The following is a 25,988-nucleotide window of genomic DNA, read 5'->3' as shown; positions in this document are numbered from 1 at the left end:
CGCTACGGTGCTGGACCGTGGAGGAAGAAAGCGCACCGCCCAGCCTCCGGTTCGCCCTGCTCGGCCCGCTGCGTGCCTGGCGGGGGCCTGTCGAACTGGCGCTTGGGTCCCCTCAGCAACGTGCGGTGCTCGCGGCGCTGCTGCTCGGCCGGGGGCGGCCGGTCGGGGTGACCGATCTCGTGGACGGCGTCTGGGGCGCACGGCCGTCTCCGGGTGCCGTCGCGATGGTGCGTACCTACGTCTCACGGCTCCGCAAGCTGTTCGAACCCGAGCGGAGGCCAGGGCGGCCGTCCGGGCTGCTGGTCTCCGTCGGGGACGGATACGCCCTGCGCAACGACCGGATCTCCAGTGATCTGGCCGAGTTCGAGGAGGCGTTGACGCAGGCCGAGCGGTGCCGGGTCGTCGGCGACACGACCGGCGCGGTGCGGTTGCTGCGTACCGTGCAGACCGCCGGGGGCGGTGCGCCACTGGCCGGCGTCCCCGGCCCCTACGCCGAGTCCGCGCGGACCGAACTGACCGAACGCCGGCTGGGCGCCCTGGAGTTGCGGCTGTCCATGGAGCTGGAGCTGGGCCGTCACGAGGCGGCGGTGCCGGAACTGCTGGCGCTGCGCACTGCGCATCCGCTGCGGGAGTCGGTGGTCGAGCTGCTGCTGACCGCTCTGTACCGGTGCGGGCGGCAGGCCGAGGCACTGGAGGCCTACGCGAGCACGCGCCGCCTGCTGGTCGACGAACTGGGCATCGAGCCCGGGCCGTCCTTGCGGGCCGTACACGCACGGCTTCTCGCCGCAGACCCCGCACTCGCCGGGCCGACCCTCATCGCACCGGCCCCCGACACCCACACCCGGGACAGCCCCGGTGCAGCGCCACCTCCGGAGCCGGAGGCCTCCTTGCCCAGCCGCCGGCCCGGAGCGGTGAGCCCCGCCCAACTCCCCGCCGATCTCCCCTTGTTCACCGGTCGCCGCGCCGAACTCGACACCCTCGCGGCCCTGCTGCCCGAGGGAGACGGACCGCCCGGCACCCCGGTCATCGGCGTCATCGACGGCATGGCGGGGACCGGCAAGACCACCCTCGCCGTGCACTGGGCCCACCGGGTCGCCCACCGCTTCCCCGACGGCAGCCTCTACGTCAACCTGCGCGGCTACGACCCGCAGGGCTCCCGGATGCTGCCCGGCTCCGCGATCGAGATGTTCCTCGTGGCGCTCGGCATGACCCCGCAGACCGTCCCGGAGGAACTCGACGCGCAGTCCGCCCTCTACCGCAGCATCCTCGCCGACCGGCGCTTCCTGATCGTGCTGGACAACGCCCGCGACGCCGAGCAGGTACGGCCCCTGCTGCCCGGCACACCCGGCAGCCTCGTCATCGTCACCAGCCGCAGACGGCTCGGCGGACTCGTCGCCGGGCACGGTGCCCATCCGCTCACGACAGGTCTGCTGAGCCCCGAGGAATCCCGCGAGTTGCTGGACCGGCGGCTGGGCCGCGCCCGCGTCGACGCCGAACCGGAGGCCGTCGCCGCGATCACCGAGCTGTGCGCCCGGCTGCCGCTCGCCCTGGCCATCGTGGCCGCCCGCACGGCCCACCGTCCCGGCTTCCGGCTCGCCGACGTCGCCCAGGAACTCCGGGACCACCACGGCAGCCTCGACGCGTTCGTCGGCGACGACGCCGGCACCGACGCCCGGGCCGTGTTCTCCTGGTCGTACCACGCCCTGTCGCCCGAGGCGGCCGGACTCTTCCGCCGTCTCGCCCTGCATCCGGGCCCCGACATCACCACCGCCGCGGCCACCGCACTGACCGGTGCGCCACGGCGGGAAGTCCGCGCCCTGCTGAGCGAACTCACCGGGGCGAGCCTGCTCAACGAACACGCTCCGGGCCGGTTCGTCTTCCACGACCTGCTGCGCGCCTACGCCGCCGAACTCGCCGAGGCCGAGGACGGCGAGAGCGCCCGCGGCGCGACCCTGCTGCGGATGCACGACCACTTCCTGCGGACCGCGCACAACGCCTCCTCGGTCCTCGGACCGTTCCGCGAGCCCATCGCCCTGCCGCCGAGCACAACGGGCAGCGAGCCCCTCCGGTTCAACGACCGGGCGCAGGCGACCAGTTGGCTGCGTACGGAGCGGTACGTCCTGAGCGCGATCGTCGAGCACGCCGCCGCCCACGGTTACGACGAACACGCCTGGCGCACCGCGGCCGCCCTGGACGTCTACTTCAACCGGCTCGGGTTCTGGCACGACCTCCTGAAGATCAACAGCGTGGCGCTGGAGGCGGCACGGAAACTCGGCGATCCCCTCGGCCAGGCGTACTCCCTGTGCGGTCTGGGTGTCGCCCACTCACAGCTCGACCATGCGGAGCCCGCGTCGAGGTGCCTCGCACGCGCACTGGACCTGTTCCGTGACGCCGGCGACCCCTTCGGTCAGGCCCGCGCCCATCGTGCCCTCGCCTACCTGGCCAACCGGACGGACCGGCGCCCGGCCGCCCTCGACCACTACGCACAGGCCCGCGCCCTCCTTCGGGCCGAGGGCGACCGCAACGGCGAGGCCGGCGTGCTCAACGAGGTCGCCTGGACCTGGATCCTGATCGGCGACCACGCGAAGGCCCTCGACTGCTGCCGGGAGGGTCTGGCCCTCCACGAGGAGATGGACGACCCCTACGGAGCGGCCTCGACGCAGGACACCCTCGGCTACGCCTACCACCACCTCGGCCGGTACGCGGAGGCCATCGAGCATTTCGAGCGGTCGGTGAGCCTGTTCGCCCTGATCGGCGACCGGTATCTCGAAGCCGACGTCCTGCGTCATCTCAGCGACGCCCGCCGTGCCACCGGTGACCGGGAAGCGGCCCGCGAGGCGCTGCGGTCGGCCCTCGCGCTGCTGGAGGAGCTGGGCCATCCGGAGGCCGAGGAGGTGGCCTCGGCCCTGCGCGAACCGGACACCGACGAGCCGGTGGCACCGAAGGGCCGCTGACGCCCTCATGGGCTTCGGCCGCCCGCTCAGCAGGCTACATCCGTCTCCGCGTTCTCCTGCCATGTCTCCTCCACCACGACTCCGAGCTCCCGCAGAGCGAGGCGCAGGCTGCGCAGCGCGTAGTACACACGGGACTTCACGGTGCCGCGCGGAATCCCCAGGTCCTCCGCGGCCTGCTGGGTGGTGCGGTCCGCGAAGAACGTCGCCCGGAGCACCTCACGGTGCGCGGGCGTGAGCGACTCCAGGGCCTTGTGCAGCACTATCGACGACAGCATCCGTTCGATGTCGTCCACCTCGGCGTGCATGTCGCCCAGCCAGCTGGTGTCGCTGATCTCCAACGGGCGGGCCATCCGGGTCCGGTGCGCGTCGATCACGAGGTTGCGGGCGACCCGGAACATCCAGGGGCGGACGGCCATGCCCTCGGCGTCGGCCAGGTTCCCGTTGCTCCAGCAGCGCAGCAGCGTCTCCTGGAGGATGTCCTCCGCGCGGTGGGTGTCCCAGTCCAGCATGCGCAGGACGTACGAGTACAGGGCCGGACCGTGTTCCAGGTAGAGGTCGCGCAGTGCCCGCTCCTCGGGCGAGACGGCGCTGGCCGAACCGATGGCCGTCACGTTCATGCGAGTGCTCCTGTTCCTCGGGTCGACCGCCCCGGCCCACTGCGGGCCAGGGCGGTGCTCTTGGGGAACGGAGTGTTCCGAGGGGCGGTCCACGTCTGTTTGACGCCTGGTGTACGAGGCGATTGACGAGCCGGTCAGGGGGAGTGCGCCGGAGTGCGCGTGCTCGCGTACGAAAGGTCAGACGTACGCCCCCTCCAGCGCCTCCACGTGTCTGCGGACCATGTCGGCGATCTCTGTGTGGCCGGGCGTCAGCGCACGATGACGGCTCAACATGTCCCACATGTGCAGCAGTTCGCGTCCATGGGTGACGGCGGCCCGGTCGTCGTCGAGCTGCTGCCAGGCCGCCGCCGCGCGTGCCACGTCCATCGGGGCCCGCTCGTCGCGGTCCCGGCACCGGACCCGCGCCACGGCCAGTGCCAGCACGACGGCCTCACGGTGGTCGCCGCGCAGGTGGGCGAGGTATGCCTCCAGGGCCCGCGCCTCCAGCGCGTGCGGATGCTCGGCACCCACCGAACCGGTCAGGCGCTCGCGCAGCGCGGTCGCCCTGACGAACGCCTCGTCGAGCCGGCCGGCGACCCCCAACTCGTTGATCCGGCCCACCTGTTCGGACAGCGCGGCGGGAGGCGTGTCGATGCCGGGGACGGGTTCCCGCACGGTCGGGCCGGGGGCGGGGTCCCGCACGGTCGTACCGGTGACGGCGGTGGCGCGGGCGCGGGCGATCGCGCCGGCGATGGCGGATGAGGAGACTGAGCTGGAGGCGGAGGTCGAGGTGGAGGTGAACCCGGAGTCTGGGGCGACGGGCGCCGCGGTGACGGTGGGGGAGGCCGCACCGTCGGCGGACAGCTCGGAGCCCGGTCCGGGGTCCGGCTCGGCGGCGGCGGACCGCTGGTCGGGTTCCGGATCTTCCCCGGACCCCGACCCGGACCCGGACCCGGACCCTGACCCGGCTCCGGACCCTGACCCGGCTCCGGACGCGAGGACGTGGCTGGAGCCGTCCGGCAGCACCCGGAGGACGAAGTGGGCCGTACCGGGGCCGTCGCCGACCGTGGCGTCCACGGCCGCGCCGGACTCCTCGGCGTACCGGTGCAACGCGTCGAGCACGGCCTCGTGCACGGACTGACCGGGAGCGGGGACGAGCGGGTCGCCGTTGATCTCGGCGAGGCCGTCGTCGGTGACGTACACCTTGAAGTGGTCCAGGTCCATGGCTGTCTTCCTCATGCGGTGGGTCCGGTCGGGTGGGGGAGTGTCAGTTCGTGCCGGTCGGCGTCGAGGTCGGTGTGACCCCGGGGGTGGCGCCCGAGGGCGGGGCGGCGATGCCCTGGTACTTGGCGAACTGGGCGCGAACGGCGAGGACGTAGCTCAGGGCGTCGTTCGACTGCGGGACGCCCTTGGCCGCCTTCACGGCGTCCATTCCGACGGCGTGACCGGCCAGGGCGAGGTCCAGCACGCTGTTGGTGGTGTTGCCGTCCTTGTCGGTGGTCTTCACGACCGTGCCGTTGTCCAGCAACGTCTGTCCCTGGCTCGCCAGATCGCACATGTAGCGGGCCAGGGCCATGATCGAATCCTTGTTGTCCGTCGCCTGGGTCTTGCCGTTGTCGTCGTCGTCCTTGCCGTACTTGCTGAAGGTGTCCGGCGTCAGCTGTGCGATGCCCGTCTCGCCGTGCGGGCCGACCAGGGTGGAGTTGAAGCCGGACGCCTTCTCCAGCTGGGAGGCGATGACGATCGGGCCGATCGCGTCGCACTGCTCGCCGGCCTTCTTGATGGGGTCCACCAGGTCCGAGGGGACCGTGGAGGTGTCCAGCTCGCCCTTCCCGTCGCCCCGGAGGACGGCCACCATCTGGTTCGCGGTGTCGTTGTCGCTGCTGTAGTCGTCGGCGCTGCCGCCGCCCCCTCCGAAGAGCAGGATCAGCGCGATGAGCGGGGCGAGCAGGACGCCGAGCCCGCCGAAGATGATGATCAGGGGAACGGCGCCCGCCACGGCGAGCGGGATCATCACGCAGCCGCCCACGCCGGCGCCGGCCACGCCGTACACGACGGCGCTCGAGCCTGCGCCGTTCTCGCTCTCTGCGGCACCCATCCGCGTCCTCCGCCTTCTTCGACTTGCCTTGAACCGCTGTGGCCACACGGCCCGTTGTGCTGTCCGACGGACCCGCCAGACCGAAACGGGGCCCGTGGCAAAAAGGTTCAGAACAGCGGAAACCGGATGAGACAGAGCAGCGGAAGCACGAGCCAGGAGGGGGGCGGGAAGAACATCGTGGGCACTCCTTCGGCACCACAACCGATCCCGCAGTCATGGGTACGGGGACCCAAGTCCACGGAGCCGGCACACCCGGAGACGGACGGCGGCACGGCCGCCCCCGTCCGGCAGGAGGCACCGGCACCGCGGACGCGGAGCGTCGTGGCGCCCGCCCCACGCCAGATCGCCCCGGCCGTCTCCCGGCCCCCGGCGCCCGCCGCAGGGCAGGCCACCGCCACCGGAGGACCCGCCGCACGGCAGTCGACCGCCCCCGGGCCCCCCGCCGCACGGCAGACCACCGCCCTCGGGTCACCCGCTGCACGGCAGCCGACCGCCCCCGGGCCCCCCGCCGCACGGCAGACCACCGCTCCCAGGGCACCCGCCGCGCAGCAGGCCGCATCCTCGGTCAACTCCTCGGTGCGCAAAGCCTCTTCGGGCCGTCCGGCGGAACAAGGCCGGGGCCGGTCGAAACGAGCCGGGAGGGCGGCGGGCGGCCGGTCGCGCGAGGAGGTCGGGTGGGTCAAGGCCCACGGCGGCTCCGGCGCGACCTCGCTGGTCGAGGCCCTCGGCGGTGTGGACGTGGGTGACCGCTGGCCCGAGCCCGCGCGGGGGGAGCCGTACCGGATCGTCCTGGTCGGCCGGACCAGCGCGCGCGGCCTGCGGTCCGTGTCCCGGGCGCTCGGCGCGCTCAAGGACGGCAACGCCCCGCAGGGGCTCGAACTGCTGGCCGTGGTGCTCGTCGCCGACGCCCCCGGGCGGCTGCCGCTCGGTCTGCTGCGCCGCATCCGCGTCCTGCGCTCCGTCGCCCCTGTGCACCGTGTGCCGTGGATCCCGGCGTGGCGCACGGACGGTCCGTTGAAGTACGTCCCCAGGCAACTCGTCACGCTCTCCCGGCTGGTGGGCAGCGACGTCTACGGCGAGGGAGCCAGGTCGTGATGCAACTTGCCTCCGCCGCGCGGTACTTGGCCGACGGGTACGACCCGGGCGACGACGGTCACCTGATCCTCAACACCCTCGCCTGGTGCGCCTCGGCCTGCGGTGTCGCCGGACTGATCATCGTCGGCATGCAGATGTCGCTCCAGCTGCGCCGGGGCGACCCGGGCGAGGGCGGCGAGCACTTCCGCGGGGTCTTCTTCGTCGCCCTGGGCTGCGTGATCGCCACCACGGCCGGTCCGCTCGTCACGTTCCTCGGCGACCTGACCCTTCTGGGCCCCTGAGACCAACAGGCCTTTCAGCAAAGCAAGTTCACCGCCCGGCCCACCATTCGGCCGGGCGCCGAATCCTCGGAGAATCCTCATGTCCGCAATGCTCTACGAAGCCTCCCACTACCTTGCCGCCAACGTCCCGCAGCCGACCAGCAACGCCCCCGGTCCGCTGACCACCAAGGTGAACCTCGTCCTCGGCATCCTCGCCTGGGCCGGCACCGCGGCCGGTGTCTGCGGCGTGCTGGTCACCGGCGCGATGATGGCCATCTCCGTCAAGCGGGGGGAGAGCTCGGAGCACATGAGCCGCCTCGGCATGGTGCTCGGCGGCTGTGTCCTGGTGGCCACGGCCGGCCCGCTCGTCCAGTTCGTCTTCAACTAGAGAGCGCGGGCCAGTGGGCATCTTCAAGCGCGGAGGACAGCGGTCCGAGGAGTCCGGGCCGTACTGGAAGCAGCGCAGTTGGCAGGCATCGGCGGGGTTCCTCGCGCTGGTCGTGGTCCTGGGCGTGATCGCCACGGTGACGTCGGGCTCCGGCTCCGGCGGCCGTGCCCAGGCGCCGGTGTCCAAAGGCCCGCTGTCCGGCAGCGCCACCCAGAAGGACGGCCGGCCCGGTGGCTGCCGTACCGACGACAGCGCGGGCGACGCGATCCCCCCGTCCGTGCCGAAGGACATCAGCTGGCACCCGGTGAGCATCGGGCGGGTGCCGGTCTCGGCCTCGGCGGGGCCGACCAGGATCGAGGGCGCCGTGTGGTGGTGCTTCGCGCACACGCCCATGGGCGCCGCGCTGGCCGCCACCGGCATCCCCACCCAGATGAGCGGAACGCAGTGGCGCACGGTCACCGACCAGCAGGTGGTGGCCGGGCAGGGACGCGAACTGTTCGTGTTCCAGCGCACCGCCGTGCCCGACACGGACGCCTCGAACAGCGCCCCGGCCACGTCGTCCTACGCAGGGTTCAAGGTGACCTCGTACACCAGGGAGGCGGCGACCGTCAGGCTGCTGATCAGGAACGCGCAGGGCTATGCCGCGACCAGCGTCTCCGTGCGCTGGAGCGGCGGCGACTGGAAGATCCAGCCCGACGGAAGCGGAGGCCTGTACTCGCAGTTGGCCACCGAGCAGAGCGCCGTCGGTTACACACTCTGGGGGGCCTGACGTGGCGGCGTGCAGCAACGGGAATCCGCTCGCGGACGCGATCACCGGGTTCTTCAGCTTTCTCGGCGACCCGGTCGGGACGGTCATCGGTCTGATCGCGAAGTCGATCCTCGCCGCCGCGATCGCGGTGTTCGCGGGGCTGGCCGACAGCGTCCCGACCCTGGACGACACGACCACCTCGAACGACCTCAGTGACAAGACCTCGTGGATCGTGGTCTACCTGGCCGTCGGTTCCCTGCTGTTCGCGGCCGGCAAGATGGCCCTCGAGCGCAGGGGTACCGCCGGTGTCACCGCACTGAAGGGGATCCTGCGCGTCGTCCTCGTCGCGGGCGCGGCCACCACCGTCTGCCTGGCCGCGGCAAGGATCGCGGACAGCTACTCCACCTACCTGTTCAACGACTCCGTGCAGAACGCGCTGGACAACATCGGCGCCTGCGGGGACAACAGCGACATCCAGTCCTTCCTGCTGCTGATCCTCGCCTTCCTGCTGCTGCTCGCGGGCATCCTGCACACGATCCTGATGTACATCCGGCTCGGCGTCATGATGATCATGCTCGGTACCCTGCCGATCGCCGCCGCGGCCTCGATGACGGACTGGGGCGCCGGCTGGTGGCGCAAGCACATCGGCTGGATGATCTCCTGGCTGCTCTACAAGCCCGCGGTAGCGCTCGTACTGAACGCCGGCATGACGATGATCAGCCAGGGCAAGACCGGTACGAACCCCAACGTCAACACCCGTATCGCCGGCATCGGCGTGATGCTGCTCTCCGCCATCGCGCTTCCCGCACTGCTGAAGCTCGTCGTACCCGCCACCGCCGCCATGGGCACCGGCGACCCGATGGCCGCCATGGGCCAGGCGGGCAGCCAACTGGCGACCGGTGCCGTGCAGGTGGGCGCCATGAGCGGCGGGTCCGGCGGGGCCGGCGGAGAGAGCGGACAGAAGGGCCCGAGCGGAGCGAGCGGCACCGGAGGGGCGGCCGGTGGCTCCGGTGCGGACGGGGCATCCGGTGGCAGCGGGGCGGGCGGCGCGTCCGGCCCGGGCGGTCCGAGCGGGGCGAGCAAGGGCGGCGGCGGTGCGGGCAAGGCCGCCGGCGGTGCGGAGGCCGGAGCGGCGCTCGGCGGCCCCGCCGGTATCGCGGTCCTCGCAGCCGTGGCCGCGGCCCAGACCGCGGGTGCGACCGTCTCCGGTGCCGTCGAGGGCGGCGACGGAGACCTCGGCAACAACAAGTGATCCAGGGGGAGTTCACGACACCCGGGCGGTACGCCCGTACCCCGTCCCGGTGCCGCCTCCCCTGACGAACGGCCGCCGGACGCCCTCCCCCCAGGGCGCCCGGCGGTCTCCCCTCGGCCCTCGACTCATGCCGTACCCCCATCACTGCACGAAAGGAAACCGGACACATGTCCACGGAAGCCGTCTCCCATCCGACCTACGGGAACTGGCGCAGGCCGAGGCGCGCGGGGCTCGGACCGCTCGGACTCGTCGGCACCTTCGTGATCTTCGGCGGACTCGTCGCCACCCTGCTGGCGTCCCTGATCTCGCTGTACGCGGCGATCATCGTGTTCGTCCCGGTCGTCCTGTTCCTCATCCCGCTCGCCATCCGCACCCAGGACGGCCGCAACGTCTACCAGCTCTTCGCCCTGCGCGTCGGTTGGTGGCGCCGCAAGGCCGCAGGCGCGCACCTCTACGTCTCCGGCCCGCTGTCCGCGCGGCCCGGCGGCCGGTTCCGCCCGCCGGGACTGCTCAACAAGGTCACCGCGAGCGAGGGCCGGGACGCCTACGACCGCCCCTTCGGGATCCTGCACCACCCGCAGCGCGACCTGTACACGATCGTCCTGGGTTGCGACCCCGACGGTGGTTCGCTGATCGATCCGGACCAGGTCGACGTCTGGGTCGCGCTGTGGGGCGAGTGGCTGGCCCGGCTCTCCCACGAACCCGGCCTGAAGGGCGCCACCGTGATCGTGGAGACCGCCCCCGACCCCGGCACCCGGCTCGCCCACGAGGTGCTGCCCCGCATCCACCCCGACGCGCCCCCCGCGGCCCGCGCCGTGATGGAGGAGGTCGTCGACCGCTACCCGAGCGCCTCCTCCGAGATGCACACCTACGTCACCCTCACCTACGGCAACCCCGCGGGCCAGAAGCGCCGGAAGGAGGACGTGATGACCGAACTGGCCATCCGCATCCCCGGCCTGCTCAGCGGGCTCGTCGCGGCCGGCGGCGGCGCCGCCTACCCGCTGTCGGCCGAGCGGATCGCCGAGGTCGTCCGGGTCGCCTACGACCCCGCCGTCGCCGCCGACGTCCTGAACGCCCGTGCCATGGAGGGCGGAACGGGCCTGGAGTGGGACGACGCCGGTCCCGCCGCCGCCGTGGAGACGGTCAACGCCTACCAGCACGACTCGGGTGTCTCCCGCACCTGGATGCTGACCCTGGCCCCCCGCGGCACCGTCCGCTCCTCGGTGCTGCGCGGCATGCTGGAGGCCGCCCCCGGCACCCGGCGCAAGCGGGTCGCCCTGGTCTACCGGGCCATCGACCCCGCCACCTCGGCCCGTATCGTCGAGGCCGACCGGCGCAGCGCCCAGTTCATGGCCACGTCCGGCAAGGGCATGGTCCAGGCGCGCGCGGCCTCCGAGGTGCGGGCGGCCGAACAGACCGCCGCCGAGGAGGCGTCCGGCGCCGGGCTCGTGGAGTTCTCCCTGATGCTGACGGTCACCGTCGACACCATGGAGGAACTCGCCGACGCCAGCGTCACCGTACGCAACCTGACCGCGGCGTCCCGGGTGCTGATGCGCCCCGCCGACCGGATGCAGGCCGCCGCGTTCAGCTGCACCCTGCCCGCCGGAATCCTTCCGTGGGAACAGACCCTCGTCCCGCACGAACTCCAGGAGGCGCTGTGAGCCGCCGAAGCGAAGAGAAGCTGGCCGAGCGCGCGGACCGGCTGGCCGAGGAGGAGGCGCTCCGGGACCTGGCCGCGGGCGGCTCGGGGCTGGTCGGCCTGGACGGATTCGGCGCCCAGGCCGCCGCGAAGAAGTCGGCGAAGTCCGCGAAGAAGTCCGCGAAGGCGAAGGCCGCCGGGTCCGACGCCCAGCGCGGCGGCAAGGAGAAGGGCCCTGCCAAGCCCCGGGAGCTGTACGTCCCGGCCCGCGGCTGGCAGGGGGCCGGCGGTGGCCGCGTCGGTTACATGGATCCGCCCACCATGTGGCGCGCCACCACGGTCCAGGCCTGCGGCATGTGGCCGTTCGCCGCCGGTTCGGGCTCTCCCATGACCGGAGTGCCGCTCGGGCAGCATCTGTCCACCGGCGCCACGGTCTGCGGCGATCCGCTGAACTGGTTCACCCGGGCCCGCTACATCTCCAACCCCTCCCTGTTCATGCTCGGCATGCCGGGTCTGGGCAAGTCGACCCTCATCAACCGGATGCTGATCGGGCTCGCCGCGACCGGGGTCGTCCCGCTGGTCCTCGGCGACCTCAAGCCCGACTACGCCGACACCGTCCGCGCGCTCGGCGGCCAGGTCATCTCCATCGGGCGCGGCCGGGGCGGCATCAACGTCCTGGACCCGGGGGCCATGGGGGAGGCCGCAGCGAAGATCGGCGGCGAGGCCGGCGAGGTGCTGAAGGCGGAGGCCCACGGCCGGGTGCTGAACATGGTCGCCGCCCTCATCACCATCGTGCGCGGCCGGACCATGGACGACCACGAGCAGTCCGTGCTCTCCGCCGTCCTGCACCACCTGCGCGAACGCACCCCGCCCGGCCGCACGGTGCTGCTGCCCGACGTGCTGCGGGTCCTCACCGAGGGCCCCGACCGGGTCCGCGCGGTCACCCTCGACCGCGGCGACGACGCCCGCTACCGGGACGCCGTGGACCCGCTGCACCGCTCCCTGCTCGGCATCCTCGACGGCCCGCTCGGCGACACCTTCGCCTCCGAGACGTCCACCCGGATCGACGCGAACGCACCCGCCGTGTGCATCGACATCTCCGGCATCGGCGAGGCCGACACCCAGCTGACCGCCGCCGCGATGCTCGCCGCCTGGTCCGACGGCCTCGGCACGGTCGCCGCCTCGCACGCCCTCGCGGACGCCGGACTGGCGCCCCGGCGCTGGTTCTTCACCGTCCTCGACGAGCTGTGGCGCCCGCTGCGGGCCGCCTCCGGCATCGTCGACCGCATCGATGCGCTCACCCGCCTCAACCGCTCCCTCGGCCTCGGCGACGCCAAGATCACCCACACCCTCAAGGACGCCGAGGCCCTCGGCACCGACGCCGACCGCGCCAAGGCGCGCGGCTTCGTCGAACGCGCCGGGATGGTCGTCTGCGCCGGACTGCCGAAGACCGAGATGGAGGACCTCGGCAAGGTCGTCGGACTCTCCCGCCGCGAGATCGAACTCGTGTCGTCCTGGTCCTCGCCGCCCGGCTGGGGCGTGCGGGGCGAGGACGAGGAGCCACCGGGCCGTGGGCGCTTCCTCATCAAGGTCGGTGGCCGCCCCGGCATCCCGATCAAGGTCGCCATCACCGACGCCGAGCGCGAGCTGCACAACACCAACACCCGCTGGACGACCAACGAGGCGGCCATCGAGCAGGCCGCCGCCCGGGCCGCCCGGGAGGTCGCACGACTCTCCCAGGACGGGCCGCTGCCCCTGGCCTTCCCGGGAGACCCCGCCCCCCTCGAACTCCCCGCCGACGACGCGTCGGTCAGGGGGTGGACGGCGTGAGCGGACCCCGCAGCACCGACCTCGGCGACCAGACGCAGTGGGCCATCGCCGCGCTGGCCGCCTTCGGCATCCTCGCCTTCACCGTCGTCTGGGCCGGCGGCACCTTCGGCGCAGGCCTCGCCGGCTACGGCTGGGACGCCCCGCCGTTCGCCCTGTCCACCGCCTCCACCCTGATCTCCCGGGGACCCACCGCCCTGTGGCCGGGCGCCCCGGCCGCCGTGCTCTACGCGGGCATGTTCGGCATGCTGGCGCTCATCGCCGTACCCGCCGCGCTCGCCGTCAACTTCGTCCTGGACCGCGGCAAGGCACCCAAGGGTCTCGCCGGGAAGCGTGAACTCGCCGCCATGTGCCCGGCGGGCATCGAGGCCCGGGCCCGCGAACTGCGCCCCACCCTCAAGGGCCGCGAGGAGCTCCACCCCGACGAGACCGGCAACCTCCTCGGCGACCTCGACCCCAAGGGCCCCGAACTGCGTAGCAGTTACGAGGACGTCGAACTCGATCTGATGGCACCCCGGGCCGGCAAGTCCACCGGCATCGCCGTGCCCCGGGTGCTGCGCGCCCAGGGCGCGGTCCTGCTGACCTCCAACAAGTCAGACGTGTACGCCGTCACCCGCGCCCAGCGCGAAAAGGCGGGCACGGTATGGACGTTCGACCCGCAGGGCATCGCCCACGCCCCGCGCGCCATGTGGTGGAACATCCTCGGCGAGTGCCACACCATCGAGGGCGCCCGCCGGATGGCCGGTCACTTCGTGGCGTCCGTCAACGACGACACCGCCAAGAAGGACTTCTGGATCTCGGCCGCCCAGAACACCCTGACCGCGCTCTTCCTGGCCGCCGCCCGCGGCCGGGCCCCGCTGACCGAGCTGCTGGCCTGGCTCGCCGACCCCGCCGACCGCACCCCGATCGACCTGCTCCGAGAAGTCGGACTGGTCGCTATGGCCGAGCAGTTGCAGGGCACGGTGCGTGGCGCGGTGGAGACCCGGGACGGCATCTACGAGACCGCCCGCCAGACCGCGTCCTGCCTCCTCGACCCGGAGATCCTCGCCTGGGTCACCCCCGATCCCGAACTCCCGGAGTTCCGCCCCCACGAGCACGTCCTCAGCACCGACACCCTCTACCTGCTCTCCAAGGACGGCGGTGGTTCCGCGGCCGGCGTCATCGCGGGTCTCGCCGACGCGACGATGCGGGCGGGTGTCGTGGCCGCCGAGCGGATGGGCGGCCGGCTCGACCCGCCGCTGACCGCGGTCCTCGACGAGGCGGCCAACGTGTGCCGCATCTCCGATCTCCCCGACCTGTACTCCCACTTCGGCTCGCGCGGCATCAACGTCGTGACCCTGCTCCAGAGTTACCGCCAGGGCGCCCGCGTGTGGGGCGACGTCGGCATGGACGCGCTGTGGAGCGCGGCGACCATCAAGCTCCTCGGCGCCGGACTGGACGACGCCGACTTCGTGCAGAAGATCTCCACCCTGGTCGGCCAGCACGACGTGAAGACCCCGAGCGTCTCCCGCAGCAAGGACGGCACGTCCCGCTCCTACTCCTACCGCCAGGAGTCCGTCCTGCCGCCCGACCGGATCCGCGCCCTGCCCAAGGGCACCGCCCTCCTCCTCGCCACCGGCGTCAAGCCGGCCCTCATCCGGCTGCGTCCCTGGTACAAGGAGCCCGGTGCCGCAGAGATCTCGCAGGCCGCGAAGGCGGAGACGGCGGCCATCACGGCACGCGCAGCGGCTCGCCTGCTGCCGGGTCAGGGCCTGACCCTGGAGAAGGGGAACGTCGTGGACCTGGAGGGCTACCGGGACGCCGCCCGAGCGTGACGGTCCGCAGCACCAGTTCCGCCGGCGCGTACCGCACCCGCCCCATGAGCCATACGCCCAGGGCGAGTTGGACGCCGTACAGCACCGGACACCAGGCCAGGACGACGGCGGTGCCCACCCTGTCGTAGAGACCGAGGCCGTAACCGGTGAAGACGAGCGCGAGGACCAGTGACTGTGCGAGGTACTGAGTGAGGGCCATGCGCCCGGAGGCGGCCAGCACCCGCGCCGCCACCGGGCGCACGGCGGTCAGCAGCAGGAGCAGACCGCAGGCGTACGACGCCGTGAGCGCGGGCGCGGTCAGCAGCGACACCGCGTGCCCGACCAGGAACCAGCGGCTGTCCAGCGGCCCGTTCGCACAGCACGCGGTCACCACACCGCCGGCGAGGCCGACCGGCAGCCACCTGACGACGACGGTCTTGAGCCACTTCCGGTCCCGGCCGCGCCGCTCCACCAGGCCCACCTTGGCCGCCGCGAGGCCGGCGAGGAACGCGGCCAGCATGTCGGGGGTGTAGAGCAGGTTCGCGCCGAGGGCCGTCGGCAACTCGTGCAGACGTGCCCCGACCACCGACAGAAAACCGCCGCGATAGCCGGCCACACTCTGCGCGACCTCGGGGGCGTACTGCGCCGGGGTGGCCGGTTGCGTGAAGGCGACGGTCAGCATCCCGTACCCGAGCAGCAGCAGCGCGAGGCCCACCACCAGACAGACCGCGACCCGCAGCGCCGCCCGCGGGCTCAGCCCGCGCAGCGCGTACAGGACCAGCCCCAGGGCGGCGTACGTCATCAGGATGTCGCCGCTGTAGAGCAGCACCGCGTGCACGAGCCCGAGGCCGAACAGCCCTGCCGTCCGCCGGAGATGACGTCCGGCGGACCCGCCGCCCGGCCGCTCCGCGGAGCGTTCCTGGAGGACGAAGCTGTAGCCGAAGAGGAACGAGAACAGCTGGTAGAGGGTGGTGGTCGCGGTCACCGCCCAGGCGGCGCCCCGGTCGAGGCCGGAGGCATCAGGGCCGCCGCCGAACGCGGTGTAAGGACTCGCCATCAGCTGGGCGTTGACGAGCAGGATGCCGAACAGGGCGAATCCGCGCAGCACATCGACGTCCTGGACCCGCCCGGAGCCGACCGTCTTGGGACTGTTCACCGGGTCAGCCGGGTGCCGCACGCGAACACGACCGTCGACGTCAGGAACCACCCCAACGCGGGCGACAGCAGATACCGGGGAGTCCAGAGCCGGGCCGCCGTGGGCCTGTTGCGCGGATAGCAGACGGGCACCGTGCCGCCGACCTCGGGCAGTCCGCGCAGCGGGCCGTACGCGCCCGTGTCGACGACGACGGGCCGCCCCAGGTGGTCGGTGAACAGCACGAGCCCGCTCCGCCGCGGGTCGCCCGCGACACGCGGGATCACGGTGCCCGTCACCAGCACTCCCCGCACCCACAACCGCGCCACGGTCAGCAACTGCCGTACGGCGAGAAGGAGAAACCCGAGACCCACCCCCGTGCACAGGGTGAGCAGCAGCAACTTGGCGTCCATAGGGTCCCTTCACCGGCCGGCCGTCCTACCTCTTCGCGCACAACGTCTCCCGCGCGCGACGGGTTCACGTCCGCACCCCGCCACCGGTTCACGCCGCCACCGCCCCGCTGAACCGCCGTACAGGCGGCGCCCGTTGTGCGTACGCATCCACACCCATGCCCACGAAGGGAGCTTCGGCCCAGATGAGACGGCCCCTGCGCAGACACGGCTACCGGGCGGCGACAGCCGTCGCCCTGGCCTGCGCCCTGACCGCGGCGAGCCAACAGGGCGCCCGAGCCGACCCTCGGACCCTCACCGAGGTACAGAACGAACTGGAGAGCCTGTACCACCAGGCGGAGGTGGCGACCGACAAGTACAACGCGGCCGACGGCAAGGTGAAGGCACAGACGAGACGGGTCAGTGCACTCGACGCCCAGGTCCGCGCGGCCGAGGCCAAGCTGACCCGCCTCAACTCCGCCGCCGGCGCGACGGCCAGGGCCCAGTACCGCGCCGGCGGTGTGCCGGCCGAGCTCCAGTTCGCGCTGGCCAGTGACCCCTCCCGGGCCCTGGACAACGCGGGGTTGGCGCTCCAGGCCCAGCAGAACGCACAGAACCTGCTGACCGAGCTGAAGACGACGAAGTCCGCCCTGCGCACCCGCACGGACGAGGCGGCGGCGGAACTGGAGCGGTTGCGGGCGAGCCGTCGCGCGATGGCGACGCAGCGCAGGACGATCGAGCGCCACATCGCCGAGGCGAAGGCGTTGGAGTCCTCGCTGGCGGCGAAGGAGCGGGCCCGTCTCGCCGCCCTGGAGAAGCAGGAGTCCGACCGGGCCCAGGCGAAGTGGGAGAGCACGGGCATCCTCGACAAGGTCGGCACCGACGCGACGGCCGCCGGCCGGAAGGCCCTCGCCTTCGCCGCCCGGCAGATCGGCAAGCCCTACGTCTGGGGCGCCGAGGGACCCGACTCCTTCGACTGCTCCGGCCTCACGAGCCAGGCGTGGCTTGCGGCGGGCGTCACCATCCCCCGCACGTCGGAAATGCAGTGGGCCCAGCTGAAGCACGTCCCCGTCGAGGACATGCGCCCCGGGGACCTGATCATCTACTTCTCCGACGCGAGCCATGTGGCGATCTACGCCGGGGGCGGGAACATCATCTCCGCGCCGCGACCGGGGCGGTACGTGTACGAGTCTCCGGCGGCCTCGATGCAGATATTGGGGGTGGTGCGGCCGGACGCGTGACACGGGGTACGCGACGACGAGGGGCGGACCGTCGGAGTCCGCCCCTCGTCGTCGCTTACCCGGCGTCCGTCAGTCCTTGCCGGGCGGCTGAGGCGGCGGTGCGAACGGCGGGCGTCACCATCCCCCGCACGTCGGAAATGCAGTGGGCCCAGCTGAAGCACGTCCCCGTCGAGGACATGCGCCCCGGGGACCTGATCATCTACTTCTCCGACGCGAGCCATGTGGCGATCTACGCCGGGGGCGGGAACATCATCTCCGCGCCGCGACCGGGGCGGTACGTGTACGAGTCTCCGGCGGCCTCGATGCAGATATTGGGGGTGGTGCGGCCGGACGCGTGACACGGGGTACGCGACGACGAGGGGCGGACCGTCGGAGTCCGCCCCTCGTCGTCGCTTACCCGGCGTCCGTCAGTCCTTGCCGGGCGGCTGAGGCGGCGGTGCGAACGGATCGACCAGGTCAACGGGCGGAGCCTGCTTCGAGCGGTGCGAGCCCGGCTTGCAACCGGCGAAGGGGCCTGCCGGGTCCCGCAGGATCTGCATGGTCGGGTTCAGGTAGTCGCGGTGCCAGCCGGCAGGCCCGGTCATGCCGGACTCGGAGGCGGTGTCGCTCAACTCCGCCCAGGCGAGCCACAGCCCGTGCAACTGGGCCACCGCCTCCGGGTGCTCCCACCAGCGGGAGCACCACGGGGCCTGGGAGGTGACCTCGCGGCCGTAGACCGGCAGCAGCACGTGATGCACCCACAGGGTCAACTGGCGCAGCGACCGGCCGTATTCGGGCCCCTCCGCATAGAGGATGAACTTCGGAGTGGAGGGCTGTTGCGGAGCATCGGCACGGGGTCCCTCCGGCGCATGTGTCCGGAGCCCCGCGTCGGATGTGGGGACCGTCGTCATGGCTGTCCTCTCTGACGTGCGGTGGTGAAGGGCGGCTCTTTTTCTGGCTGCAACGCATGGGCCCGGCACCCGGTTCACCGAATTCCTTGACGAGCTGAACCGCGAGGCAGCGGGGGGCCGTTCCAACACCGAGACCGCCCTTGCGGCGGAATCGGATCAGCCGAATCTCCGAAGAGGAGGGCCTCGCCATGGTGGCGACGTTCGATCGGGCTCAATTCAACGCGGATGAAACAGCCGTAAGGAAACGGCTGGAGAAGTACGGGCTGCACAAGGACCCCACGTTCATGCGGGCGTTCGACGGCTACATGCACCAGCTGTCCGAGAACGGTCGTTGGATCGAGCAGGGGCACACACCCAACGAGAACTGGGCCGGCACCGCCGCGGACGACCTGATGGCCCAGTTCGACCGCCTGAACGCGCTGCATGTCCCGGCGCAGAAATGGAGGGACGCGTACAAGGAACACAGGACGAGCATCAGCAAGGCCGGGCGTTTCACCAGTGCCTTCACCAGCAAGCTGACACAGATCGCGAACGAGGCCAGGCGGCACAAGTACCTGTGGAGCAAGACGGAACCGTACTATCCGGCGAAGAAGGCGGCGGAGGACGGGGGCATGATTCTGGAGTCCTCACCTCCTGGAGAGATCCTCAACGGCAAGAACTTCGGTTTCGAGAGGTGGTCGGACGCTCCGGTGCAGGCCCGGCTCTGGACGCAGATGTCCGACCACTACGTGGACGGCGCCGAAGGGCCGGGACCCGTCAAGGCGATCATGCTCGGCGGGCGGGTGGCGAGCAGCGTGCTGTCGCGGTACGAGTGGCCGCACCTGGAGAAGATGATCAAGGCGGGGAAGGTTCCCCACATGCACGTCAAGCTCATGGGCTGGAGGAACGAATCCGAGGACTCGGCCAATTGGTCACTGACGACAAGGGAAAGCTTCAACGTCCACTCCCAGGGAACATTCGACCGGATCCCGTCCCCGGACTCCGACTTCGCGGACAAGCAGAACCGGTGGCGTGGCAAGGAGAAGGCGCGGAACGCCAGCAGTTCGTCCAGTTCTCCGAGCAGTTCGGGACAGAGCAGCTCGTCAGGCGGCGTACGGCTCGAAAGCTTCCACGAGGTGTTCGACGATCCGACCGCGGTCGTGTGCATGTCGGACCCGTACGCCGCCGGAGCGGACATCTCGGTAAGTCCGGAAGAACTGTCCAGGGCGTCATCCGGTGGCGGTGTTCTGCTGAGCACCGAGGGGCTGACGGGAGACGACCTGACCAGGGTGAACGTCCTGAACGAGATGGCGGCGCTGGAAGCGGGCAAGCAGTCGCTGCGGGAGAAGATCGCGATCTTCGAGTCGCAGCAGCAGCAGCGGCGGATGAGTGCGGCCACCGAGGCATGGAACACCGAGCAGCTGACCCAGGGCATGTCCAGGATGTCCCCCTACGGTCCTTCCAGCGGGGACGTCTCTCCGCGGACGGCAGCTCCCCACGCCGGGTACTTCCCTCAGACGACGGCGCAGTCCCCCTTCCCGACGAGCCGCTACGGCGTCGATCCGGCCTTGATGGCGTCCTACGGTGCTGCGGCGCCGGTCCAGGGCATCCAGAAGTTCAACCCCACTGCCAGCACCTACGACAACACGGGGTACGCCGCCTCCCATTCCTCTGGAGGCGTCCCTCTGGGGAGTGCCTCCTCCTACTCCGACTCCTCGGGCGGCGGTGTCCCGCTGGGGTACTCGTCCTCGGAGGGCGGGGTATCGGTGGGGAACAGGACTCCCAGTCCGAAGGAGTTCGAGCAGCCGGCGCCGGCCCCGGCGGAATCGGCCTCCAAGCCGAAGAAGAGCGGGGGTGGCGGGGGTGGCAAGAACAAGAAGGAGCCGTCCGCCGCGTTGAAGTGGCTCGCGGGGGCGTCGAAGGGACCCCGCCGCTGACCACCTGCCCCTCCTGGCCGGCACGGTTCAGGAAATGACGAAGGGGGTGGGCGGCGAGACCTTGTCGGTCTCGCCGCCCACCCCCTTGGTTTCGGCTCTAGCGTCCGGCCGGCATCCCGGTGGTCGCCGCCCGGTGCACCGGGGGCCGCGGCTGCTCGGAAACCTTGCCGGTCGGGTTCGACCCCTCCGGGGACGGAGTCCGGGGCATCTGGAGATTGGCCACACCGGCCGCGATCTGGCTCATGCCCTCCCCTTCGGAGGAGGCCGGACTCGGTGTGCGGATCGGCGAGCCGCCTTCCGAACGGGCCTGGCGGTGCACGTCGTAGGTGATGCGCGACGGTTTGTTCAGTCCTTCGAAGCCCATCTCGGCCGCCTGCCTGACCCCGAGGTTGGCGGCCTGGACGAGGGTGACCCGCTCGCCGTGGATCCGGCTCAGGTCGCCCGGGTCGTTCGTGGCGTCCGTACGCCACTCGCCCTGGTTCGTCTTGCCCAGGCTCAGCTGCGGCAGGACACGGGAGTTGCCGACCTGGAACGCCCGCATGCTGATGTCGCTCATCACCTCGGGGCGTACGTTGATGACCGGCATGTCCGCGGAGGTCCCGCCGGGCGGCGTCACCGCTTCGCCGTAGACGAGGTGGATGCCGTCGGCGAGGGCGCTGACCGCCATCCGGCCGATGATGTCGGCGCGGCCCGGGTCCTGGGTGTTGTACTTGGCGGCCAGGAGGTTGTTGTCCGCGAGGTTGATGGTCTCGGGCCGGAACCGCGTGCTGGTGTCGTTCGGCCGGAAGGTGACGTTCCCCTTGCGCACCTCGTCCTGGGACATCTGGGCCAGATAGCCGATGTACTGGCTCGCGGCGGCCTGCGCCACCTGCTGTCCCCGGGTGCCCTCTCGGGTGTACATGGCGAAGACATCGAGGTGCGGCATCATCTGGTAGTCGATGCCGGCCTCGTCGTGCCGCTCCGAGAGCGCCTGGTAACCCGCGTGCAGGACATGCCGGTAGTTGGCGTCCTGGCCGTGCGAGAGGTCGACGATCTTCAGTTCCGCGGTGGAGAAGTCCACCGGCGCCACCACGGCCTCGGAGAAGTTGGGGTCGGCCTGGACCGCGTCCCACTCCTCGCCCGTCATGTGGTGGTGCGACAGGTCCAGGGTGAGGCCGGTGCCGGTGCCGCGCAGCAGGTACTGGGTCAGGTCCTTCGCGGCGATGTAGCCGTGGTTGCTCATCTCCATGGTGTAGATGTCGTTGATGGTGTCCGCGGTGTACTTGCCCTCGACGGCCTTGGCCAGCTGAGCGGTCCGGCCACGGACGTTCACCACCTCGACGCCGTACTGCTCCGCCTCCTCGCGGTATCCGGCCATCAGCTCCGCACGCCGCTGCTGCCCGGCTTCCCCGGGACGGCTCCGCGGCATCACCACGAGCTCCTTCTTCGAGTTCGGGAACCTGAGACTCAGCTCCCGCAGGCCCGCCTTCGCGCTCTGGCTCATCTCCTCGCCGAACCAGATCATCTGGACCGCCTCGGGCTCGTTCGCCGGATCCTGAAGAGGCATGTCCCATTCCTTCCTGCCCCGGTGGCCTGGTGCCACCGGCTGCCACACACAACGGAGCGCGCACGTCAGGAGGTTCAACACCTGGACTGAACCGGGAGTCGCGTCGCCCCGTCGTGCTGGTGACGAGAAGCCCATCGAGCCTACGGAGCACAGACATGACCACCCTCGCGCCGGAGACGACGCAAGAGCAGCCGCAGAAGGGGCAGTCGACGACGGAGCAGCCGAAGCAGCCCGCCTTCATCCTCTACATGGACGGTCCCGAGTACCAGGACGGCCTGAACCGCCTGACCTTGTGGGTGCGTCACCTGCTGCTGCCCGTGTACGGCAGGGAGGTCACCTCCAACGCCCCCTGGTGCAACCGCTGGTGGGAGCACAAGGAAGCGGTGGCGCAGCTGTACGGGCTGTGGATGGCCTGGCAGGAGCTGACCGGCCCCGAGTCCGCCGGAACCGGACCCGCGACCTGGCACCGCGACTACCTCACGCACATCATGGCCGCGCTTCGGGATCCCCAGGGCCCGTTCGCCGGCTGCAAGCCCGGCGCCCATCGCGCCAAGGAGGCGCCGGGCATGGACCAGTACCCCGGCTGAACGGTCCACCGCCTCTCTCCGAGATGCGTGACGGGCACTGGGGCGCGCTCGGTCGGGCGGCCCCACGGCGTGCGTCAGATGAACGGTTCAGCTCCGACACCGCCGTTGAACCGTTCGGCGTGCCGGATCCGTTGGGCATCGTGCATCGGCGTCGGTGCGCGGCCGACCGAGGCCGGTCGGCGGATCGGGGAGGAACGCACATGTCCGAAGGAAACGCAGCCGTGCCCCGTGAGTGCGGGCACTTGGCGCGGAGGTGCGGAGCCATGGGGTGCGCAGACTTGGGGTGCGGAGCCATGGGGTGCGGAGCCATGGGGTGCGGATCCATGGGGTGCGGAGGCGCTCCGTGCGACGCGCCCGGCGCCGCCCTCGACCGGGTGACCGAGCACCAGGACCGGCCTGTCACCGGTGCCGGCCGGTTCGCGCCGGGCGGGCTGCTGCGACGGCGCCGGCCCGGCGCGGACGCGGCGGGGCTCTACCCCCGCCGGGACCTGCCGCGCACGGCCGGCGACGCACCGAGGCCGCCCGAAGTCCCGCTGCCGGCCCGGCTGCTGCTCCTGCCCGCAGGGTTCGAACCGGCGTCGCCGGCGGCGGTGCGGCCGTCCTACGACTCCACGGTCACGACTCCGGCCCGGATCCTGCCCGACGCGGTGCCCGCCGACCGGTGAGCCACGGGCCGCGGCAGCGGACCGTGCGGGCCTCGTCCGGGCTCCGGGCGGCGCCTTTGATGTGAAGGAGAGACGACGTGGCGTTCGACAGCGGGGCAGGCCGGCAGCCGAACGAGGTGAGGAAGAATCCCCCTGGACCGGCACAGGAATCGTCCCTCGGCCGGGTCGGCCGGGTCGGCCGGGTCGGCCGGAGACTCGGCCGGGGGATCGGGCGGATCTTCGACGGCGCCTACGATTCCGCGGCGCGCTTCTCGGCCGAAGTCGACCGGCTCATCGGGGACTTGTGGAACTCACTGCGCCGCGTGGTGAACCGTGCCCTGGGCAGATCCTCGTCAGGGTCGGGCGGGGACTACTTCGCGCTGCCCGGCGACGAGGGCCCCGGCCTGTCACCCGAGCAGGCCGCGCACGCGTACGGCGGGGAAGGGCAGCCGTACGCTCAGGCGGGGGACCGGAGCCGGGTGATGTCGAGGGAGACCTCGCAACAGAGGCTGTCCCCGGAGGAGTTGGCGCTGCTGACCATCGCCCAGGAGGGCGCCCGCGGGCAGCTGGCCCACGCCGAGCGGACCGGAGGACCCGGCTGGACGAATCCGACGCTAGAACACGAGGCCTTCGAGAACGAGATCATGCGTCTAGTCCTGTCCGACGAGAGGTGGAAGGAGGCCTACGAGAAGTACCCGGAGCGCATACCGACCGTCGCGCGGTACGCCGCCAACGCGCAGGTGCGGGAGCTGCTGGAAGGGAAACCCGACGTGGACGCCTTCGATGACCCGGTCCCCGAACACGGGGCGATACGGCTCCCGTTGAACCGGGAGGACCTGCCGTGGGAGGCCGAGTCGGTCGACAGCCACGCCTTCGAAGTGGCGGAGCAGCTCCGCAACGCCACCGTCAGCCCGCACGGCGACACCAGTGCCCATGACAGCAACGCCCTCACCGCACAGCAGGCGTCGGCGCATCTCATCGATGCCCCCTTGGACGACATGGGCCTCAGCCCCATGACTCCGACGTCGCCCGATGGACCGTTCCGGCCGCACGTTCTCGACGAAGCCGGACTGGACGTCCTGCGCAACACTCCCACCCCCGTCTCGCCCGTCACCCCGCGCGCGACCCCGGCAACTCCCGCCGGAACCAGACCCATTGTTCAGAAGGCACCCCCGACCATGCGGCGATGAGGGCTTCCGTCGCCGGATGAACCGTCCGCCACCTCCCATCCGTCGTGCCACCGGCGGCGAGAACCGGTCACCGGTCGAGCCGCACGACCCCACCCCAACGGAGAGGCCCGCCCTGTGCGCAGACGCACCTCGTTCCTCCTCGCCCTGCTCCTGGTCATCGTCGGAGTCACCGGCACCGCCGTAGCCATCCAGACCCACCGGGCCGGCAGCGGTACGAACATCGACGGAACCCCGGCCGCAGACGTGGCCGACCACACCATCACCCTGCAGAACCGCACCAGCAGCCGTATCTGGGTCGGCAGCGAGGTCAACGCGGACGGTTCGACCGCGATTACCGGACTGCCGGTGCTGGACCCGGGCCAGTCCGCCACGATCCGCGTTCCCGAACACGAGGGCGCCGGGCACTGGCGCGGCACCTTCTTCGCCCGCCAGGGATGCAGTGGTGACGAGGGGAGCACGTTCCACTGCGTCGTGGGCGACTGCGGACCGTACGCCGACCACTGCTCCCTCGGCCAACAGCCGACCGGACTGGCGGAGTTCAACTTCGACCCGGCCGACTCCGCGGCGCCCTGGTACGACGTCAGCTACGTCGACGCCGTCGCCGCGCCCATCACCATCACGCCGAACGGCCTGACGCCTCCCGCGAGCGGCGAGTGCGCGGTCGCGGGCTGTGCCGAGGACCTGCTGTCCGCCTGCCCCGCCGACAACCTGACGAAGGACCCGGCAGGCCATCCGCTGGTGTGCACCAACCCGAACCGGGACGCCAAGACCCCGTACAGCGACATGGTCAACCAGAAGTGCCCGACGGCGTACGCCTGGTCGAAGCAGGACGCCGAGCCGGGGAACAAGGTCATGTACCAGTGCATCAGGTGCAGCGGACTGACCGTCGCCTTCGGGACCGGTACCACCGCCCCGGCCGACCCCGCCACCGCCCAGCCCGCCCCCGCCCCCACAGCCGCCCCGGCCCGCAAGGGCGTCAGCCTCAACCCCGTCGACGGCGCCTCCCAGGCGCTTGCCGCCTCGGGCGCCTCCTGGTACCTCAACTGGGCCTCCTCCACCGGCGCGGTCACCAAGCCGGACGGCGTCGACTACGTCCCGATGATCTGGGGCCCCGGCTCCGTCACCGACGCCGAACTGAGCGCCGCGACGCAGGGCGGCACCAAGGAACTGCTCGGATTCAACGAACCCGACAACCCCAAGCAGGCGAACATGACGCCCGAGCAGGCCCTCGATCTGTGGCCCCGGCTGGAGGCCACCGGCCTGCGCCTGGGCGCACCCGCGGTCGCCGCCGGCGCCGACCTGGACGGCGGCTGGCTGGACCGCTTCATGAAGGGAGCCGCCGACCGCAACCTGCGCGTCGACTTCATCCCTGTGCACTGGTACGGCTCCGACTTCGGCCCGGACGCGACCGACCAGTTGCGCGGCTATCTGCAAGCCGTCTGGGACCGCTACCACAAGCCGGTCTGGCTGACCGAGTACGGCCTGATCGACTTCTCCCAGGACACCCCCCGCTATCCCGGCGAGCAGGAACAGACCGACTTCATCAAGTCCTCGACACGGATGCTGGACAGCCTGGGCTTCGTGGAGCGCTACGCGTGGTTCACGCTGTCCACGGTGACCAGCCCGACCGGCCTCTACGACGGCACGACCGCCAACGCCAGCGGCCGTGTGTACCAGGACGCGAGTTGAACGGGGAGGCGAACCGTCCGAACGGAGAAGTGAACCGTCTGAACGGAGAGGTGAACCATCCGAACGGAGAGGTGAACCGTCCTGACCTCCCACCTGTTGTACTGGTGCAGCCTG

The 25,988-nt window shown here is 71.4% G+C and carries 22 protein-coding genes and 1 pseudogene; 16 read left to right on the top strand and 7 right to left on the bottom strand.

Annotated elements, in window-relative coordinates; all coding sequences use genetic code 11:
• The first annotated feature begins 17 nt into the window (after window positions 1-17).
• Complete coding sequence (locus tag AQJ54_RS24200; RefSeq protein WP_079069997.1) at window positions 18-2,954, top strand: AfsR/SARP family transcriptional regulator; 2,937 nt, start codon at window positions 18-20, stop codon at window positions 2,952-2,954.
• Window positions 2,955-2,980: 26 nt separating this feature from the next.
• Here the strand turns inward: AQJ54_RS24200 and AQJ54_RS24195 are convergent, their stop codons facing one another.
• The 3 genes from AQJ54_RS24195 to AQJ54_RS24185 all read right to left on the bottom strand — a co-directional run bounded on the left by AQJ54_RS24195 (window position 2,981) and on the right by AQJ54_RS24185 (window position 5,648).
• Window positions 2,981-3,571: a sigma-70 family RNA polymerase sigma factor gene (locus AQJ54_RS24195; protein ID WP_062240903.1), complete on the bottom strand. Its 591-nt coding sequence runs from the start codon at window positions 3,569-3,571 to the stop codon at window positions 2,981-2,983.
• A 177-nt stretch (window positions 3,572-3,748) separates the two neighbouring features.
• A complete protein-coding gene (locus AQJ54_RS24190; RefSeq protein ID WP_159055548.1) occupies window positions 3,749-4,789 on the bottom strand; it encodes a hypothetical protein in 1,041 nt (346 codons plus the stop codon).
• Window positions 4,790-4,817: 28 nt separating this feature from the next.
• Window positions 4,818-5,648, bottom strand: a complete 831-nt coding sequence (locus AQJ54_RS24185; RefSeq protein WP_062240899.1) for a transglycosylase SLT domain-containing protein — start codon at window positions 5,646-5,648, stop codon at window positions 4,818-4,820.
• 321 nt (window positions 5,649-5,969) lie between these two features.
• On the opposite strand from AQJ54_RS24185, the gene AQJ54_RS46405 reads away from it, so the two are divergent.
• The 8 genes from AQJ54_RS46405 to AQJ54_RS24145 all read left to right on the top strand — a co-directional run bounded on the left by AQJ54_RS46405 (window position 5,970) and on the right by AQJ54_RS24145 (window position 14,671).
• Complete coding sequence (locus tag AQJ54_RS46405) at window positions 5,970-6,743, top strand: hypothetical protein (RefSeq protein ID WP_062240898.1); 774 nt, start codon at window positions 5,970-5,972, stop codon at window positions 6,741-6,743.
• Complete coding sequence (locus tag AQJ54_RS24175) at window positions 6,743-7,024, top strand: hypothetical protein (RefSeq protein WP_062026367.1); 282 nt, start codon at window positions 6,743-6,745, stop codon at window positions 7,022-7,024. The genes AQJ54_RS46405 and AQJ54_RS24175 overlap by 1 nt, the downstream gene beginning before the upstream one ends.
• 79 nt (window positions 7,025-7,103) lie before the next feature.
• Window positions 7,104-7,391: a hypothetical protein gene (locus AQJ54_RS24170; protein ID WP_062026368.1), complete on the top strand. Its 288-nt coding sequence runs from the start codon at window positions 7,104-7,106 to the stop codon at window positions 7,389-7,391.
• A 13-nt stretch (window positions 7,392-7,404) separates the two neighbouring features.
• Window positions 7,405-8,160: a DUF8175 domain-containg protein gene (locus tag AQJ54_RS24165; protein ID WP_063802971.1), complete on the top strand. Its 756-nt coding sequence runs from the start codon at window positions 7,405-7,407 to the stop codon at window positions 8,158-8,160.
• Between the two features lies 1 nt (window position 8,161).
• Window positions 8,162-9,391, top strand: coding sequence for a hypothetical protein (locus AQJ54_RS24160; RefSeq protein WP_062240896.1), 1,230 nt, complete (start codon window positions 8,162-8,164; stop codon window positions 9,389-9,391).
• A 167-nt stretch (window positions 9,392-9,558) separates the two neighbouring features.
• Window positions 9,559-11,052, top strand: a complete 1,494-nt coding sequence (locus AQJ54_RS24155; protein ID WP_062240893.1) for an SCO6880 family protein — start codon at window positions 9,559-9,561, stop codon at window positions 11,050-11,052.
• Window positions 11,049-12,860 (top strand): P-loop NTPase family protein, encoded by a 1,812-nt coding sequence (locus AQJ54_RS24150; RefSeq protein ID WP_062240892.1) that lies wholly within the window; start codon window positions 11,049-11,051, stop codon window positions 12,858-12,860. Before AQJ54_RS24155 ends, AQJ54_RS24150 begins: the two co-directional genes overlap by 4 nt.
• On the top strand, window positions 12,848-14,671 hold the full coding sequence (locus tag AQJ54_RS24145) for a type IV secretory system conjugative DNA transfer family protein (protein ID WP_062240890.1): 1,824 nt from the start codon (window positions 12,848-12,850) through the stop codon (window positions 14,669-14,671). The genes AQJ54_RS24150 and AQJ54_RS24145 overlap by 13 nt, the downstream gene beginning before the upstream one ends.
• Here the strand turns inward: AQJ54_RS24145 and AQJ54_RS24140 are convergent.
• Window positions 14,568-15,806 (bottom strand): DUF418 domain-containing protein, encoded by a 1,239-nt coding sequence (locus AQJ54_RS24140; RefSeq protein WP_248844964.1) that lies wholly within the window; start codon window positions 15,804-15,806, stop codon window positions 14,568-14,570. The two genes, AQJ54_RS24145 and AQJ54_RS24140, sit on opposite strands and share 104 nt — an antisense overlap.
• Window positions 15,803-16,195 carry a hypothetical protein gene (locus AQJ54_RS24135; protein WP_062026374.1) on the bottom strand — a complete coding sequence of 131 codons (393 nt, stop codon included), beginning with the start codon at window positions 16,193-16,195 and terminating at the stop codon, window positions 15,803-15,805. The genes AQJ54_RS24140 and AQJ54_RS24135 overlap by 4 nt, the downstream gene beginning before the upstream one ends.
• Window positions 16,196-16,377: 182 nt before the next feature.
• Between AQJ54_RS24135 and AQJ54_RS24130 the strand changes: the two genes are divergently transcribed.
• Both AQJ54_RS24130 and AQJ54_RS24125 read left to right on the top strand, forming a co-directional pair.
• Complete coding sequence (locus tag AQJ54_RS24130; protein WP_062240888.1) at window positions 16,378-17,412, top strand: C40 family peptidase; 1,035 nt, start codon at window positions 16,378-16,380, stop codon at window positions 17,410-17,412.
• A gap of 107 nt (window positions 17,413-17,519) precedes the next feature.
• Window positions 17,520-17,750, top strand: a pseudogene (locus tag AQJ54_RS24125) (C40 family peptidase); the annotation flags it as partial.
• Window positions 17,751-17,819: 69 nt separating this feature from the next.
• Here AQJ54_RS24125 and AQJ54_RS24120 read toward each other — a convergent pair.
• Window positions 17,820-18,302 carry a DUF4913 domain-containing protein gene (locus AQJ54_RS24120; RefSeq protein WP_248845429.1) on the bottom strand — a complete coding sequence of 161 codons (483 nt, stop codon included), beginning with the start codon at window positions 18,300-18,302 and terminating at the stop codon, window positions 17,820-17,822.
• A gap of 188 nt (window positions 18,303-18,490) precedes the next feature.
• On the opposite strand from AQJ54_RS24120, the gene AQJ54_RS24115 reads away from it, so the two are divergent.
• Window positions 18,491-20,218 (top strand): hypothetical protein, encoded by a 1,728-nt coding sequence (locus AQJ54_RS24115; RefSeq protein ID WP_062240886.1) that lies wholly within the window; start codon window positions 18,491-18,493, stop codon window positions 20,216-20,218.
• 97 nt (window positions 20,219-20,315) lie between these two features.
• On the opposite strand, the gene AQJ54_RS24110 is transcribed toward AQJ54_RS24115, so the two are convergent.
• Window positions 20,316-21,764 (bottom strand): hypothetical protein, encoded by a 1,449-nt coding sequence (locus AQJ54_RS24110; protein WP_062240885.1) that lies wholly within the window; start codon window positions 21,762-21,764, stop codon window positions 20,316-20,318.
• Window positions 21,765-21,919: 155 nt separating this feature from the next.
• Between AQJ54_RS24110 and AQJ54_RS24105 the strand changes: the two genes are divergently transcribed.
• From AQJ54_RS24105 to AQJ54_RS24090, 4 genes are all read left to right on the top strand, one after another.
• Entirely contained in the window at window positions 21,920-22,351 is a 432-nt protein-coding gene (locus AQJ54_RS24105) for a DUF4913 domain-containing protein (protein WP_062240884.1), read from the top strand.
• 323 nt (window positions 22,352-22,674) lie between these two features.
• Window positions 22,675-23,016, top strand: coding sequence for a hypothetical protein (locus AQJ54_RS24100; RefSeq protein ID WP_062240883.1), 342 nt, complete (start codon window positions 22,675-22,677; stop codon window positions 23,014-23,016).
• A 77-nt stretch (window positions 23,017-23,093) separates the two neighbouring features.
• A complete protein-coding gene (locus tag AQJ54_RS24095; RefSeq protein WP_062240881.1) occupies window positions 23,094-24,185 on the top strand; it encodes a hypothetical protein in 1,092 nt (363 codons plus the stop codon).
• Window positions 24,186-24,299: 114 nt separating this feature from the next.
• The gene (locus AQJ54_RS24090) at window positions 24,300-25,874 is read left to right on the top strand and encodes a glycosyl hydrolase (RefSeq protein WP_062240879.1); all 1,575 of its coding nucleotides are present in this window, start codon (window positions 24,300-24,302) and stop codon (window positions 25,872-25,874) included.
• Window positions 25,875-25,988: the final 114 nt, after the last annotated feature.

The organism is Streptomyces griseorubiginosus (genome assembly GCF_001514195.1).
In the GTDB taxonomy this organism is placed as follows: domain Bacteria; phylum Actinomycetota; class Actinomycetes; order Streptomycetales; family Streptomycetaceae; genus Streptomyces; species Streptomyces griseorubiginosus.
The sequence above is the reverse complement of the archived record's forward strand: the minus strand, read 5'-3'. Positions and strand labels throughout refer to the sequence as shown.